Raw genomic sequence first — 14,533 nt, forward strand, 5'->3', positions numbered from 1 at the left:
GTCTCGGCAGGCGGGCGCCGCGCACTCGTCCCCGGGGCGCTGACTACCCTTGGTCCGCACAGCAGTCGTACGAAACGCGAGCGAGGAGCAGCACTGTGGCGGTACGAGCGGTCCGGGGCGCCGTCCAACTGGAGCGGGACGCGGCCGACCACATGGACGAGCAGGTCGGCGAGCTGCTCACCGCCATCCTCGAGCGGAACGCGCTGACCCAGGAGGACCTGATCAGCATCTGGTTCACCGCGACGCCCGATCTGCACAGCGACTTCCCCGCGGCGGCCGCGCGCAGGCTCGGCATCGTGGACGTCCCGCTGATCTGCGCGCAGGAGCTGGAGATCGAGGGAGCCATGCCGCGGGTCGTCCGCGTCCTCGCCCACACAGAGTCCCCCAAGCCCCGCTCCGAGATCACCCACGTCTACCTCGGCGCCGCGGCCACCCTGCGCAAGGACATCGCCCAGTGAGAACCGCCCTCGTCATCGGCACCGGCCTGATCGGCACCTCCGCCGCCCTGGCCCTCGCGTCGCGCGGCGTGACCGTGCACCTCGCCGACCACGACCCCGGGCAGGCCCGCACGGCTGCCGCGCTCGGCGCCGGCACCGACGAAGCCCCCGAGGGAAGGGTCGACCTCTGCGTCGTCGCCGTGCCGCCCGCGCACGTCGCGGCCACGCTGGCCGACGTCATGCGGCGCGAGGCGGCCCGCGGCTACCTCGACGTGGCGAGCGTCAAGGGGGGCCCGCGCCGGGAGCTGGAGGCGCTCGGCATCGACCTCACCCCGTACATCGGCACGCACCCCATGTCCGGGCGCGAGCGCAGCGGCCCGCTCGCCGCCACCGCCGACCTCTTCGAGGGACGGCCCTGGGTCCTGACGCCCACCCGCGACACCGACACCGAGGTCCTCAACCTCGCCCTGGAACTCGTCGCCCTCTGCCGCGCGGTGCCGGTCGTCATGGACGCCGACGCGCACGACCGCGCGGTCGCGCTCGTCTCGCACATGCCGCACCTGGTCTCCAGCATGGTCGCGGCCCGCCTGGAGAACGCCGAGGAGACGGCGGTCCGGCTGTGCGGGCAGGGCATCCGTGACGTCACGCGCATCGCCGCCTCCGATCCGCGGATGTGGATCGACATCCTGTCGGCCAACCCAGGTCCCGTCGCCGACCTGCTCTCCGCCGTCGCCACCGATCTCGACGAGACGGTGACGGCACTCCGGGCGCTGCAGTCGGCGGACGACGTCAAGCGGCGCGAGGGTGCCGCCGGCGTCGAGAACGTGCTGCGGCGCGGTAACGCCGGACAGGTCCGGGTACCCGGCAAGCACGGGGCCGCCCCGACGGCGTACGAGGTCGTCGCGGTGCTCATCAACGACCAGCCGGGACAGCTGGCCAGGATCTTCGCCGACGCGGACCGGGCCGGAGTGAACATCGAGGACGTCCGCATCGAGCACGCGACGGGCCAGCAGGCGGGACTCGTGCAGCTCGTCGTGGAGCCGAAGGCGGTCCCGGTGCTCAGCGCGGCGCTGCGGGAGCGGGGCTGGGCGATCCGGCAGTAAAGGCCCGGGGCATCCGGCAGTAAGAGGTGCGCGCGGGAGCCAGTAACCTTGTGCGGGGCGTGTCCGCGTCCCGCTACCCCGTCCCCGCGTCCTGAGAGAGGTTTCGCACCCCGTGGAAACCGTGGAAACCGCCGGTTCGGCGCCCGCAGCAGTGATCGTCGCCATCGACGGGCCCTCCGGCACGGGCAAGTCGAGCACCTCGAAGGCCGTCGCCGCCCAGCTCGGCCTCAGCTACCTGGACACCGGCGCCCAGTACCGCGCGATCACCTGGTGGATGGTGCACCACGGCATCGAGCTGACGGACCCGACCGCCATCGCCGCGGTCGCGGGCAAGCCCGAGATCATCTCCGGCACCGAGCCGCTCGCCCCGACCATCACGGTCGACGGCACGGACGTCGCGGGGCCGATCCGTACGACCGACGTCACCTCCAAGGTCAGCGCCGTCAGCGCCGTCCCCGAGGTGCGCGCCCGCATCACGGAGCTGCAGCGCACCATCGCCGCGTCCGCCGAGAAGGGCATCGTCGTCGAGGGGCGTGACATCGGTACGACGGTCCTGCCCGACGCCGACCTGAAGATCTTCCTCACGGCTTCGCCCGAGGCCCGGGCCGCCCGCCGCAGCGGCGAGCTCAAGGGCTCCGACGTCGCCGCCACGCGCGAGGCGCTCATCAAGCGGGACACGGCCGACTCCAGCCGCAAGACGTCGCCGCTGGCCAAGGCCGGCGACGCCGTCGAGGTGGACACCACCGAGCTCACGCTGCAGCAGGTCATCGAGTGCATCGTCACCCTCGTCGAGGAGAAGCGGGCGGCGAAGTGACCGCGGCGCCGTCGGAACGGGGTGCGGAGGTCGGCCGCCGCATCGGCGTCGGCCTCATGTACGGCCTGTGGAAGCCCCGCGTCCTCGGCGCCTGGAAAGTCCCGGCGGCCGGCCCGGTGATCCTGGCCGTGAACCACTCCCACAACGTCGACGGTCCGATGGTGATGGGGACGGCACCCAGGCCGACGCACTTCCTCATCAAGAAGGAAGCGTTCATCGGCCCCCTGGACCGCTTCCTGCTCGGCATCGGGCAGGTGAAGGTGGACCGTGAGATCGCCGACCGCACGGCGATCACCCGGGCGCTCGGCGTGCTCGACCACGGCGGCGTCCTCGGGATCTTCCCCGAGGGCACCCGGGGCGAGGGCGACTTCGCCTCGCTGCGCGCCGGCCTCGCGTACTTCGCCGTACGGAGCGGTGCGCCCATCGTTCCGGTCGCGGTTCTGGGAAGCACGGAGAAGCGCGGACGGTTGTTGAAGGGGCTGCCCCCGCTGCGCAGCAGGGTCGACGTCGTCTTCGGCGACCCCTTCGAGGCGGGCGACGACAGCGGTCGGCGTACGCGCAAGGCGCTGGACGAGGCGACCGTGCGCATCCAGGAGCGGCTCACCGCGCACCTGGCGGACGCCAGGCGCCTGACCGGGCGCTGAGCGAGACTTTCAGTAGTGGATCGTCGCGAGGCGGGCCACCGATCACGAATACGACAGAGGTACGGACTTCATGAACGACCAGATCCAGCCCGAAGGCTCGGCTGAACACGAGCACGGGGCGCTTGGCGACGCCGAGTACGCGGAGTTCATGGAGCTCGCCGCGGAGGAAGGCTTCGATCCCGAGGATGTCGAAGGCGCGATCGGCGACGCGGGCCACGGCCCGCTGCCCGCCCTCGCGGTGGTCGGCCGCCCGAACGTCGGCAAGTCGACCCTCGTCAACCGCATCATCGGCCGCCGCGAGGCCGTCGTCGAGGACCGCCCCGGCGTGACCCGCGACCGCGTGACGTACGAGGCCGAGTGGGCGGGCCGCCGCTTCAAGCTCGTCGACACCGGCGGCTGGGAGCAGGACGTCCTCGGCATCGACGCGTCCGTGGCCGCCCAGGCCGAGTACGCGATCGAGGCGGCCGACGCGGTCGTCTTCGTCGTGGACGCCACGACCGGCGCCACCGACACGGACGAAGCCGTAGTACGGCTGCTCCGCAAGTCGGGCAAGCCCGTCGTCCTGTGCGCCAACAAGGTCGACGGCCCCTCCGGCGAGGCCGACGCCACCGCCCTGTGGGCCCTCGGCCTCGGCGAGCCGTACCCCGTCTCCGCACTGCACGGCCGCGGCACCGGCGACATGCTGGACGCCGTCCTGGACGCGCTGCCCGAGGCGCCCGAGCAGTCCTTCGGCACCGCCATCGGCGGCCCGCGCCGCATCGCGCTCATCGGCCGCCCGAACGTCGGCAAGTCCTCGCTGCTCAACAAGGTGGCGAACGAGAACCGCGTGGTCGTCAACGAGATCGCGGGCACCACCCGTGACCCGGTCGACGAACTCATCGAACTCGGCGGCGTCGTCTGGAAGTTCGTGGACACCGCGGGCATCCGCAAGCGCGTCCACCTGCAGCAGGGAGCCGACTACTACGCCTCGCTGCGCACGGCGGCCGCCGTCGAGAAGGCGGAGGTCGCGGTCATCCTGATCGACGCGAGCGAGTCGATCAGCATCCAGGACCAGCGCATCGTCACGATGGCCGTCGAGGCGGGCCGCGCCATCGTCGTCGCGTACAACAAGTGGGACACCCTCGACGAGGAGCGCCGCTACTACCTGGAGCGGGAGATCGAGACCGAGCTCCTCCAGGTCGCGTGGGCCCCCCGGGTCAACGTCTCCGCCGAGACCGGCCGCCACATGGAAAAGCTCGTCCCGGCGATCGAGACCGCCCTCGCGGGCTGGGAGACGCGCGTCCCGACGGGTCGGCTCAACGCCTTCCTCGGCGAGCTCGTGGCCTCCCACCCGCACCCGATCCGCGGCGGCAAGCAGCCCCGCATCCTCTTCGGCACGCAGGCCGGCACGAAGCCGCCGCGGTTCGTGCTCTTCTCCTCCGGCTTCATCGAGCACGGCTACCGCCGCTTCGTGGAGCGCAGGCTCCGTGAGGAGTTCGGCTTCGAGGGCACGCCGATCCACATCTCGGTGCGGGTGCGCGAGAAGCGCGGCCGCAAGAAGTAGCCACGGATGGACCAAGGGGCCGGGCCCCGCCTTCATCAAGAAGGCGGGGCCCGGCCCCTTGGTGATGGTGCTGCCTCAGATCCCCCTGCGCGGACCGGGCGGCAGCGCCGCCGGGAACTGCTGGTGCACCGTGCCGTGCTGCTCGTGGCAGTAGCGGGTGACGTGCAGCTGGCTGAAGGTGTTGTGCCGGGGGTCGTGCCGGTCGCCGACGCGGTGCGTGCCGTACGGCGCACTGCCGAACGACGTGAACCCCAGATCCTCCTCACCGGTCCGGTCTCCCGGAAGGGCCTTGAACGACCTGCGGTACTCCGAGTAGAGCGCGTCGTAGATCGGTGTGGCCGAGTGGTCGCCCCCCATGTCCTGCGGCGAGCGCATGGAGGGGATGGGGGTCTGGTACGCCGGCCGGGGGCGGGAGGGGTCGTATGTGTGCACGTATGTGCCAACGACCCCGTGCTCGTACGGATGCGGGGACCGCGCCGCTTTCACGGGGCGCCGGGAGCGTGACCGGCGCAGTCGTGCCTCGGGGTGGGGCGGCGACGCGGCCCGCACGGGCTCAGGTGCCCGCGAGCGGCATCGTTGCCGCGACCAGGCGGCCGTGCGTCGCCGCCTTGTCCAGGGCGTCGCGCAGCAGGTCCTCGCGGGGCTGGCGGCCGATGGAGCCGACCGGCGCGGCGAACAGGAGCACCGACTGGAGCTTGTTCGCCGCCGTCCGCCAGGCCTCGGTGACCTGGAGCGCCTGGTGCGCCTGCCACCAGGCGACGGGGGCGCCGCCGCCGGCGCCGGGCTGGAGCACGGCGTGCAGCTGGCCCGCGGCGAGCAGCACCGACCAGCCGTGCAGCACGGGGGGTACGCCGTCGAGCGAGGCCACCGGCGTGAAGCCCTGCTCGACCAGGAGCTGCAGGAAGTCGTCGCCGCCGCCGGGAGCGGAACCCGGGCGTGCGATGGCGCCGGTCGGCTCGACGACGAGGGCGGGCCGCAGCTCGCCCTCGATGAGGACGAGACCGCTGGTCACGCCGAGGACCGCCTGGTCGGGCACTCCTTCGCCGGGTCCCGCGACACCGGCGAGGCCGGTGCCGTCCTCACCGGTGATCGAGCGGACGGCACCCTGGAGCTGCTCCTCGGAGACCTGGACGATCTGGGAGGGCAGGCAGGAGGCGTGGGCGAAGGCGAGTACGGCGGTCTCGTCGCCGATGAACAGGACCGTGCTGGTGCGTTCCTGCTCCGTGTCGCCCGGGGTACGGCAGGACGTGCAGTCGTAACTGCCCGGGGCGTTGTCTCCGGCGAGCAGCCGGTCGGCTTCTTCGTCGCCGATCTCGGCGCGTACGTCGTCGCCGACGTCGAGCATGCGCGGCACGGGGGGCTCCTCGGAATCGTGTGCGTGCGGACCGGGGGTGCCCGGCTCATAAGGAGACAACGGGCGATCAGTGGCGCAAGTCACGCGCGAAGGCGAACGGAATCGAACCATCCGCAGCGGAGGGTGAGTTGCCCGGCGAAATCCGTCACTCCGCGCCAACGTCTACCGTGCACAGGGAAGTTGGGTCGGTGAGGTGGGTCACAGATCGCTGTGGCGACAGGTCGATAAATCATGAAATCAGTGAATTAAGTGGCTGGCCTGATTTCGCCGATACTCCGGGTAACGCCCAACTGGCCTGGAATGACAAGGAGTTGGTTGTTACCGGGGCGAGCGGGCGCCTAGATTCCACCGCCGTGTGCAGCGAGCACCGCTCGGGTACGTCCGCCGGCCGCACCAGGCAGCCAGCTCAAGCACCACGGCACGAACGTGCCGAACTCCGGCGGACGGGGTGAGCGGGCCTCCGGCGTCAGATGCGCGAGGAGGTCCGGGTCACCTGGGGGACCCCGGGTCCTTCGAGAGGGAAATTCATGTCCGCACGTCCCAAGTGCGTTCGCAGGACAGCAGTGATCGGCGGAGCGGCGTTGCTCGCCCCGCTGGGACTGCTCACCGCCACCGGCCAGGCCGGAGCGGCGGACAGCGGAGTGTGGGATCGCATCGCTCAGTGCGAGAGCGGCGGAAACTGGCACATCAACACCGGGAACGGCTACTACGGAGGACTCCAGTTCTCCGCGTCCACCTGGAGCGCGTACGGCGGAGGCGCCTACGCGGCGACCGCCGACAAGGCGTCCAAGGCGCAGCAGATCGCTGTCGCCACGAAGGTCCAGAGCGCCCAGGGGTGGGGCGCTTGGCCCTCATGCTCGGCGCGGGCGGGTGCGTCCGGCAGCGCGCCGGGGGCGGCGGCAGCCGCTCCGGCGGCCCCGAAGGCCGCCCAGACGGCACCCAAGGCGCCCAAGGCGGCGGAACAGCAGCCCGCCAAGCCGCAGAAGCGGACGCCGAGCCATGCCGACCGGGGCTCCGGGCGCGGTGACTACACCGTTCGGCAGGGGGACACCCTCAGCCGGATCGCGGCCGCGCACGGCGTCAGCTGGCAGAAGGTGTACTCCGCCAACAAGGCGGTGATCGGCGCGGATCCGAACGTGATCCTGCCCGGGCAGCGGCTCGATCTCTGAGCGTCGCGGCATCAGGAGCGCGGTCCCGCTCGGTCGTCCGACCGGGTGGGGCCGCGTCCGTCGCGGCGCGGCACGGCTCCGTGCCGCGACCGGGCTGCCTAGCGTGGCCGGATGTATCCGATGCCGATCAAGAGTCTTCGGTCGCTGTGGCCCGCTGGTCTGGTCGTCGCCGCTGTCTCCTCGCTGCTGCTGCCCGTCTCCGCGCACGCGGCTCCGACCCAGCCGCGATCCCTGCCGGGATCGGGGTCCGCGGCCGGGGCGTACGACTGCTCCCGGACCGAGGGGGCTTGGAGCTGCCTCGCCGAGTGCGAGAGCACGAGCCGGTGGAACGCGAACACGGGGAACGGCTTCTACGGAGGGCTGCAGTTCAAGCAGTCCACCTGGGAGGAGTTCGGCGGGCGCAAGTACGCGCCGCGCGCCGACCTGGCCACCAAGGCGGAGCAGATCAAGGTTGCCGAGAAGGTGCTGCGGGTCCAGGGCTGGAAGGCCTGGCCCGTGTGCTCCAAGAAGATCCCCAAGGAGATTCGCGAGGGCTGGGGGATCGTGCACGTCGTCAAGGCGGGGGAGACGCTGAGTTCCATCGCCCGCCGCCACGACGTGAAGGGCGGATGGAAAGCCCTGTATCAAGCCAATCGCAAGGAGGTCGGGGGCAGTCCCGACAGGCTGGCCATCGGCACGGAGCTGGTCATCCCGAAGAAGGCGGTCAAGACGTCCGAGGGGGCGGGGGCGGAGAAGCCGTCGAAGTCGCCGAAGCCGTCGAAGCCGTCGAAGCCGCCGGAGTCTGCGAAGCCGAGCGCTTCCGCGAAGCCCGGTGCGACCGAGAAGCCGGGTCAGCCTGCGAAGCCTGGGGCGTCGGGGAAGCCTGCTGAGCCCGCTGAGCCCGCTGAGTCGGCTGAGCCTGGAGAGTCGGGGGTGCCTGCCGAGCCGGTTGAGACCGCGGAGGCCGGGGACTCGGCTGAGCCTGCCGAGCCTGTGGAGTCTGCCGAACCTGCCGAGTCGGCTAAGCCTGCGGCTCCGGTCGGCTGAGTTCGCTCGCCTCACCGCTGAACACGACCGCGCCACGGCGCAGTTCGTGCACCACCACTGCCGTCCGGCCCGCGTGTTCGCGCAGGCCGGGCGGTAGTTGCTGTTCCGCGGTCATGACGCAGGTGGGTCGGCTTCGTGTGCTCAGGGCGATGAGGAGGCCGTATGTCCGGGTCGCGACCGCGGGGGACATCCCCTGGGTGGGTTCGTCGATCAGGATCACCTGGGTGTGGGGGCCGGTGCCGGCCGTCAGGAGGGCGCGGGAGAGGGCGAGCATGCGTTGTTCGCCGCCGGAGAGGGTGCCTGCGGGGCGGGGGAGCAGAGGGCGCAGTTCGGGGTACGCGTCCAGGGCCGGGGTGGGGTCGGGGTTGGGCGTGGGGGCGCAGAGGCGGAGGTTCTCGGCGACCGTGAGGTGGCCGAACACCGCCTGGCCGTCCGGGACGAAGCACAGGCCCCGCCGTGCGCGCTCGTGAGCGGTGAGCCGGGTGACGTCCGTGCCGTCCCAGGTGACGGTGCCGGTGGTGAGGAGGGCCGTGCCGGCCAGGGCGCGCAGTGCGGTGGTGCGGCCCGAGCCGTTGCGGCCCAGGAGGACGGTGAGCCCCGGGGACGGAGCGGCGAGGGTCACGCCGTGCAGGGCTTCGAGGGGGCCGTAGCGGACTCGGGCCTCGTGGAGTTCGATGCCGGTTCTCATGGGGCCGCCCTGTGGAGGACTTCGGCCGGCGGGCCCGATGTGACGATGCGGCCCGCCGCCATGACGTGCACGGTGTCGGCGAGGTCCGCCACCAGGTCGATGTCGTGCTCGACCACCAGGAGCGCCATGCCGTCGGCGGCCAGGGCGCGCAGGACGCGGGCCAGGGCGGCCACTTCGGCGGTGTCCAGGCCTGCTGCCGGTTCGTCCAGGAGGAGGGTGTGGGGCCGGCCTGCGAGGGCTCGGGCCAGTTCCACGCGTCTGAGGGTGCCGGTGGGGAGGTCCGCGGCGAGGTGGCGGCGGGTTGCGGTGTGGTGCAGGGCGAGGAGGCGGAGGGCTTGGGCGGTCGTGTCCTGGGCGTGCTTCAGGCGTGCTTGTTCCGCGCCCACTTGGACGTTCTCTGTGATGGTCAGCGACGGGAACACCGCCAGTTGCTGAAAGGTGCGGGCCACGCCCAGGCGGGTCCGGGCGTGGGCGGGGGTGCGGGTGATGTCCTGGCCGTCGTAGGTGATGCGGCCCTTGTCGGGCCTGAGGGTGCCGGCCAGGCAGTGGAAGAGGGTGCTCTTGCCTGCGCCGTTGGGGCCTACTACGGCGGTGATGGTGCCCGGGGGTACGGCGAGATCCACGTCGTCCAGGGCGGTGAAGCCGTCGTAGGCGGCGGTGATGTGGTGGGCCGTCAGGGGGCGCGGGGGTTCGTGGCGGGGTGCGTCAGGGGGCGGGACCGCTTGCGGCTGCGGGTGCGGGTGCGGGTGCGTGTGCGGGTGCGTGTGCGGCTGCGGGTGCGTGGTGAGGCGCCGTGGTCCGGCTGTTGGGGGCGGGGCCGCGCCGGTATGTCCGTCCTCGCTATCGTCCGGTGGCCGCGGGGCTGCTTCGGCACCGGAGCGCCGCGAACCGTGCTCCGGGCAGACATACCGGCACGTCCCCTCCGGTGACGACGGCGTCTGCGACTCGTCACCAATTTCGCCACGGGGCAGGCGATCGGACCGCGCCCGCCAACGCAGCAGCCGGGTGAGCCTTGCTCGTCGGCTGTGTGGCGGGCGATCGGGGTCCGGTCGCCAACGAAGTAGCCGGGTGAGGCCTGCTCGTCGGCTGTGTGGCGGGCGATCGGGCCCCGCTCGCCAACGAAGCAGCCAGGTGGGGCCCACCCGCCCGCTGCGGGGCAAGTGGTCGGGGCCCACCCGCCCGCTGTCGGGCGACCGATCGGGGCCCACCCGCCCACCGCGGGGCAATCGGGCGGGTGGGTGGGAGAGCTTGTTCGTCCAGGGGTGGATGCGGGGTGAACGGGCGGGTGGGTGGGAGAGCTTGTTCGTTGTGGTGGGGCTGCGGGGTGAACGGGTGGGTGGGTGGGGAGTGGGGGTCAAGGCGCTGCGGGCCCGCCGCCCCAGCGGCGTCAGGGAAGGACGGCGTGGGCCCCCGGCGGCAGCCGGCACGCGGCCGACGAGCACCGCGAGGACACCGATCAGGGCCGCCGCCACGCCACCCCGCGTCCCCGCGTCAAGACCCACCAGAAGCGCCGCAGCCAGCAGGGCCCCCAGCAGGCTGTCCGCGCCGAGGACCACCACCGCAGCGAACCAGAGGAGCCCGCGCACAGGGTCGTACGCGGCGGGGTCGAAGGCCCGTAGACCCATGCCCAGCATCCCGCCCCCCAGGGCGGCAAGCGCCGCGCCGGCCACGAAGGCCGTGAGCTTGAGGGAGCGTACCGGCACGCCCGCGGCCGCCGCCCCCGCCTCGTGGTCCCGCATCGCGGCCAGCGCGCGCCCCACGCGGCCCCGGCGCATGCTGGAGGCGAAGAGCAACGCCCCGGCGAGCAGGACCAGTTCGAGAACGTAGTACGCGCGGTCGCTGTCGAAGCCCGCCGGACGGTCCAGGCTGAGCCCCGACGTCGCGTACGGCTGGGCGAAGACGAAGCGGCTGACGCCGACGCCGACCGCGAACGTCGCCAGGGCGAGCGCGAGGCCGCGGCGGCTGATCGCGGGCCAGCCGGTGAGGAGGCCGAGCGGGGCGACCAGGAGGACGGCCACGGCCAGGGCGGGGAGGTGGGGGAGTTCGGGCAGGCCGGGGAAGCGGCCCGCCGTCAGGAGTGCGGTGAAGAGCGCGCCAAGACCCGCGTACGCCGCCTGGCCCAAGGAGATCTGGCCGCCCCTGCCGGTGACGATCACCAGGGAGAGGAGGATCACCGCCAGGGCCGGGACCTGGACGGACGTGGTGAGGTCCGAGCCCGCGAAGCCCAAGGGGATGAGGAAGAGGACCGCCGCCACTATCCACGCGCCCGTCGGCGTCGGGACGCGTGCCGTCGCCATGCGGGGGAGTGTGTTCTGCGAGCCGATGCCCGGGAGAACGAGGGCCGCGATGAGGAGGGCCACTACGAAGAGGTTCGCTCCCACGGCCTGGAGGAGGGGTTCCGCCCAGCCTGACGGGTGCAGGCGGGTCAGCTGGCTCTGGGCCACGCCGATTCCGAGGGCCACTGCCACCGCGATGAACAGGCTGCGCATGCGGGCCGCCACGGCCACCGCCACCACTTCCATCACGAGGAGCGGCATGCCGTAGGGGTCCAGGCGAACGAAGGGGGCGAGCAGCACGCCGGTGAGCCCCGCCGTGAAGGCGCCGAACGCCCAGCCCGCCGACGCGACCCGGTCCGCGTCGATGCCGCTGAGGACCGCGAGGGGGCGGTTGTCGACCACGGCCCGCAGTTCGCTGCCGAAGCGGGTCCAGCGGGTGACTGCCCAGATCGACGTGGCGAGGGCGATCGTCACCGCCAACTGCGCCCAGGGTTCCGCCGGTACGAGCTCGGGGGCGTCCGCCTTCGCTCCCGGGCCCCAGATCAGTGCGGCGCCGCCGACCATGAGGATGAAGACACCGATGGACGCCACCAGGGTCCGGGCCGGGTCGCTGCCCAGGACCGCCAAGGGGCGGAAGACCGCCTTCTCCAGGAGCAGGCCGATGGCCGGGGCGATCAGGAGGACCGTGAGGGCGGTGGCCAGCGGCAGCGGCCAGTTCCACTCCACCGTCAGCTGGCGCAGGACGTACGCGCAGACCATCGCGATGGCGCCGTGCGCGAAGTTGAGGACTCCGGTCGCGCGGTAGGTGACGATCAGGCCGATGCCGGTGAGGGCAGCCGCGCTGCCGACCGCGAGCCCGGCCAGCGTCAGGTCGTAGCTCAGGGAGGCCACCGGGTCATCGCTCCGGTGACGGGGTGAGGGGGGTCGGCTGCGGTTCGCAGATGGGGCACGGGCTCAGGTCGCCGGTCGCGAGGATGCGGGCGTCCGCGGGGACCGCCTCCGGTTTTCCCGCCACCAGGGGACAGTCCGCCCGGTGCCAGAGCGTGCCGCCGGGGATCATCAGCACGTCGCCGCTGGTGGCCTCCGGGGCCGGCTGCTCCGTCGTGGCGGGCGGCGTGCCCGCCGTCACCAGGAGCTCGTACAGCTCTTCCACGCGGGCCGTGGACAGGGCGCTCCTGCCGTGGGCGAAGAGCACCGCCCCGGCGATGATCAGCGCAGCGCCCGGCACCGTGCACGACGCCAGATACGGGAGTTGCCGCTCGGCGAAGCGTTCGCCCGACATGCCGTACCAGCCGACCACGCAGAGCACCGCTCCGGCGGCGAGGGCGGCGAAGGCCACCCACAGGACGGGGCGCACAGCACGGAGCCGGGCCGAACGAGCTGTCTGATCCGGTTGGTCCGCCCGCATCTGCGCCCCCTGGGACACGTTCGTAGCGTCGGTGGGCTGTCCATGTCAGCCGATGGCTTGCACTATGCCTTCTGCAAGCTGACCCTGAAAGCACCGGGCCCTGATGGCCCGGACCGACACCCGGTGGTGAACCAGATGGTTCTCTGGACCAGCCCCAAGCGGGGGAGCGATCTCAGGCGGGGAAGGGTACGGAGCGCGGCCCTTGCGGCTGCCGCGGTCCTGCTTGTCGCTCCGGCCGCCGTGGCATGCGGTGACGACAGCGGCGGGGGCGGCGACAGCGATCCGCCCAAGCCGTCCGCCGAGAAGTCGACTCAGGACGCCTCTTCGGAAGCGCCTTCGAAGGACGCGCCTTCAAAGGACGCGCCCGCGGATCCGGCGGCTGCCGAGAAGCAGGTGAAGGAGAACTTCGAGAAGTTCTTCGATCCGGCTGTCTCCATGAAGGACAAGGAGGCAGTCCTCGAGAACGGGCCGAAGATGCGGTCCGTCCTGAAGAGCTTCAGCGGCGACGAGCGCGGCAAGCAGGTCAGCGCCGACGTCAACAAGGTCGAGTTCACCTCGGCGACCGAGGCGGACGTGACGTACGCCCTGACTCTGAAGGGTGCCACCGCGCTGCCCGACGCCTCGGGCACCTCCGTCAACCAGGACGACACCTGGAAGGTGTCCGTCAAGACTCTCTGCGCACTGGTGAAGCTGAGCGGCAATGAGTCGCCCGGTCCGGGCTGCTGAGGCCTGTGCCGCAGCCGCGCTGCTCGTGGCGGTGGCCGGGTGCGGCAGCCGGCTCCCCGAGAGCGACTTCGAGGCCAGGAGCACGGCGCCCGCCCCGTCGGGGGCGCCGGTCCGGGTCGGCATCATCACCAGCGCGACGAGCCCGGTGGGCGGCTCCGCGTTCACCGGGCCCCGGGACGGGGCCAAGGCGTACTTCGAACGGCTGAACGCGCGCGGCGGGATCGACGGTCGCAAGGTCGAGGTGCGTACGTGTGACGACGGCGGCAGCGGCGTCGGCAACAACGAGTGCGTGCACAAGCTCCTCGACGAGGAGCGCGTCGTCGCGCTCGTCGCGACCAGCTCCCTCGACTACGCGGGCGCCTCCCGGGTCTCCCGCGCACGCGTGCCCGATGTCGGAGGCCAGCCGATCGGGTCCGCGTACGACACCTACCCGCATCTGTACGGCATCTACGGCAGCCTCGCCCCGCGGGACGGGAAGCCCGGCTGGGGCGGCAAGCTGGTCGGCGGGACCGAGGTCTACCGCTACTTCAAGCGGGAGCAGGGCGCACGCACCGCCGCCGTCGTCTCCTACAACCAGGCCGCTTCCGCTGCGTACGCCCGTCTCGTCACCCGGGGCCTGAAGGCCGAGGGCTACAAGGTGGTCACCGAGCAGGTCGACTTCGCGCTGCCCAACTTCCGCGCGGCGGCGGCCGACCTGAAGGAGCAGGGCGCCGACCTCGTCTTCGACGCGATGGACAGCCACGGCAACGCCCAGCTGTGCGAGGCGATGGACGACGTGGGCGCCGACGTCACCGCCAAGGTCACCAACGTCCAGAACTGGACCTCCTCGGTGGCCGACGACTACAAGGACGCGCCGCGCTGCCGCAACGCCCTGTGGGCCACCGGCGCGAGCCGCAACCACGAGGACACGGACCAGCCGGCCGTACGCGAGTTCCGCGACGCCATGAAGGACCACAAGGAGCTCTCCCAGTGGCAGTTGGAGGGGTGGGCCGCCGCCATGTGGTTCACGGACGCGGCGAAGTCGTGCCGGGGTGACGTCACGCGCGCGTGTGTCGACGGCTTCATGAACCGCGGCGAGCCGTACACGGCGCGTGGGCTGCTGCTGCCGGTGACGTACGAGGAGCGGGCCGAGCCGCCCCGGACGCGGCGGACCTGTGTGTCGGTGGCCCGTTGGAAGGACAGTGAGGGCTGGGTCACACAGGGGGACATGAACGACAACTGTTTCGACGTGCCGCAGCTCTCCTACCAGCCATGATGCGTGTACCTAGCAGGAAAGTTCCCGAAACCGGATACCGATGGCACAACTGTTCAAGAACAAGACGATGATGAAGCCCAACCCTCTGCC

The 14,533-nt window shown here is 71.9% G+C and carries 14 protein-coding genes; 9 read left to right on the top strand and 5 right to left on the bottom strand.

Features of this window, described 5'->3' with window-relative positions:
- Positions 1-95 precede the first annotated feature (95 nt).
- From aroH to der, 5 genes are all read left to right on the top strand, one after another.
- Positions 96-458, top strand: a complete 363-nt coding sequence (gene aroH, locus ACZ5WE_RS14125) for a chorismate mutase (RefSeq protein WP_467687031.1) — start codon at positions 96-98, stop codon at positions 456-458.
- Positions 455-1,540, top strand: a complete 1,086-nt coding sequence (locus tag ACZ5WE_RS14130; protein ID WP_467687029.1) for a prephenate dehydrogenase — start codon at positions 455-457, stop codon at positions 1,538-1,540. Before aroH ends, ACZ5WE_RS14130 begins: the two co-directional genes overlap by 4 nt.
- 112 nt (positions 1,541-1,652) lie before the next feature.
- Complete coding sequence (gene cmk, locus ACZ5WE_RS14135) at positions 1,653-2,354, top strand: (d)CMP kinase (protein WP_467687027.1); 702 nt, start codon at positions 1,653-1,655, stop codon at positions 2,352-2,354.
- Positions 2,312-2,998, top strand: a complete 687-nt coding sequence (locus ACZ5WE_RS14140; protein ID WP_467687025.1) for a lysophospholipid acyltransferase family protein — start codon at positions 2,312-2,314, stop codon at positions 2,996-2,998. The genes cmk and ACZ5WE_RS14140 overlap by 43 nt, the downstream gene beginning before the upstream one ends.
- Before the next feature lie 70 nt (positions 2,999-3,068).
- Positions 3,069-4,541: a ribosome biogenesis GTPase Der gene (der, locus tag ACZ5WE_RS14145; protein ID WP_467687023.1), complete on the top strand. Its 1,473-nt coding sequence runs from the start codon at positions 3,069-3,071 to the stop codon at positions 4,539-4,541.
- 75 nt (positions 4,542-4,616) lie between these two features.
- Here der and ACZ5WE_RS14150 read toward each other — a convergent pair whose 3' ends face one another.
- Together ACZ5WE_RS14150 and ACZ5WE_RS14155 are read right to left on the bottom strand one after the other, a co-directional pair.
- Positions 4,617-4,916, bottom strand: coding sequence for a hypothetical protein (locus ACZ5WE_RS14150; RefSeq protein WP_467687021.1), 300 nt, complete (start codon positions 4,914-4,916; stop codon positions 4,617-4,619).
- A gap of 178 nt (positions 4,917-5,094) precedes the next feature.
- On the bottom strand, positions 5,095-5,895 hold the full coding sequence (locus ACZ5WE_RS14155) for a hypothetical protein (RefSeq protein WP_467687019.1): 801 nt from the start codon (positions 5,893-5,895) through the stop codon (positions 5,095-5,097).
- A gap of 527 nt (positions 5,896-6,422) precedes the next feature.
- Between ACZ5WE_RS14155 and ACZ5WE_RS14160 the strand changes: the two genes are divergently transcribed.
- Both ACZ5WE_RS14160 and ACZ5WE_RS14165 read left to right on the top strand, forming a co-directional pair.
- Positions 6,423-7,064 (top strand): LysM peptidoglycan-binding domain-containing protein, encoded by a 642-nt coding sequence (locus tag ACZ5WE_RS14160; RefSeq protein ID WP_467687017.1) that lies wholly within the window; start codon positions 6,423-6,425, stop codon positions 7,062-7,064.
- Between the two features lie 111 nt (positions 7,065-7,175).
- Entirely contained in the window at positions 7,176-8,090 is a 915-nt protein-coding gene (locus ACZ5WE_RS14165; protein ID WP_467687015.1) for a LysM peptidoglycan-binding domain-containing protein, read from the top strand.
- Here ACZ5WE_RS14165 and ACZ5WE_RS14170 read toward each other — a convergent pair.
- The 3 genes from ACZ5WE_RS14170 to ACZ5WE_RS14180 are packed head-to-tail and all read right to left on the bottom strand — an operon-like array spanning position 8,065 to position 12,462.
- Positions 8,065-8,778 carry an ATP-binding cassette domain-containing protein gene (locus ACZ5WE_RS14170; protein ID WP_467687013.1) on the bottom strand — a complete coding sequence of 238 codons (714 nt, stop codon included), beginning with the start codon at positions 8,776-8,778 and terminating at the stop codon, positions 8,065-8,067. The two genes, ACZ5WE_RS14165 and ACZ5WE_RS14170, sit on opposite strands and share 26 nt — an antisense overlap.
- Complete coding sequence (locus tag ACZ5WE_RS14175; RefSeq protein ID WP_467687011.1) at positions 8,775-11,945, bottom strand: ABC transporter permease subunit; 3,171 nt, start codon at positions 11,943-11,945, stop codon at positions 8,775-8,777. Before ACZ5WE_RS14175 ends, ACZ5WE_RS14170 begins: the two co-directional genes overlap by 4 nt.
- 4 nt (positions 11,946-11,949) lie before the next feature.
- A complete protein-coding gene (locus ACZ5WE_RS14180; RefSeq protein ID WP_467687129.1) occupies positions 11,950-12,462 on the bottom strand; it encodes a hypothetical protein in 513 nt (170 codons plus the stop codon).
- 135 nt (positions 12,463-12,597) lie between these two features.
- Between ACZ5WE_RS14180 and ACZ5WE_RS14185 the strand changes: the two genes are divergently transcribed.
- Together ACZ5WE_RS14185 and ACZ5WE_RS14190 are read left to right on the top strand one after the other, a co-directional pair.
- Entirely contained in the window at positions 12,598-13,188 is a 591-nt protein-coding gene (locus ACZ5WE_RS14185; protein WP_467687009.1) for an MTB12 C-terminal domain-containing protein, read from the top strand.
- Entirely contained in the window at positions 13,163-14,443 is a 1,281-nt protein-coding gene (locus ACZ5WE_RS14190; RefSeq protein WP_467687007.1) for an ABC transporter substrate-binding protein, read from the top strand. The genes ACZ5WE_RS14185 and ACZ5WE_RS14190 overlap by 26 nt, the downstream gene beginning before the upstream one ends.
- Positions 14,444-14,533 lie beyond the last annotated feature (90 nt).

The organism is Streptomyces sp. NPDC033180 (genome assembly GCF_055577645.1).

Coding starts and splice junctions, on each gene's coding strand:
- ACZ5WE_RS14165 (WP_467687015.1), top strand. CDS start 7,176: ATGTATCCGATGCCGATCAAGAGTCTTCGGTCGCTGTGGCCCGCTGGT.
- der (WP_467687023.1), top strand. CDS start 3,069: ATGAACGACCAGATCCAGCCCGAAGGCTCGGCTGAACACGAGCACGGG.
- ACZ5WE_RS14160 (WP_467687017.1), top strand. CDS start 6,423: ATGTCCGCACGTCCCAAGTGCGTTCGCAGGACAGCAGTGATCGGCGGA.
- ACZ5WE_RS14150 (WP_467687021.1), bottom strand. CDS start 4,916: ATGCGCTCGCCGCAGGACATGGGGGGCGACCACTCGGCCACACCGATC.
- ACZ5WE_RS14170 (WP_467687013.1), bottom strand. CDS start 8,778: ATGAGAACCGGCATCGAACTCCACGAGGCCCGAGTCCGCTACGGCCCC.
- ACZ5WE_RS14180 (WP_467687129.1), bottom strand. CDS start 12,462: ATGCGGGCGGACCAACCGGATCAGACAGCTCGTTCGGCCCGGCTCCGT.
- ACZ5WE_RS14190 (WP_467687007.1), top strand. CDS start 13,163: ATGAGTCGCCCGGTCCGGGCTGCTGAGGCCTGTGCCGCAGCCGCGCTG.
- ACZ5WE_RS14185 (WP_467687009.1), top strand. CDS start 12,598: ATGGTTCTCTGGACCAGCCCCAAGCGGGGGAGCGATCTCAGGCGGGGA.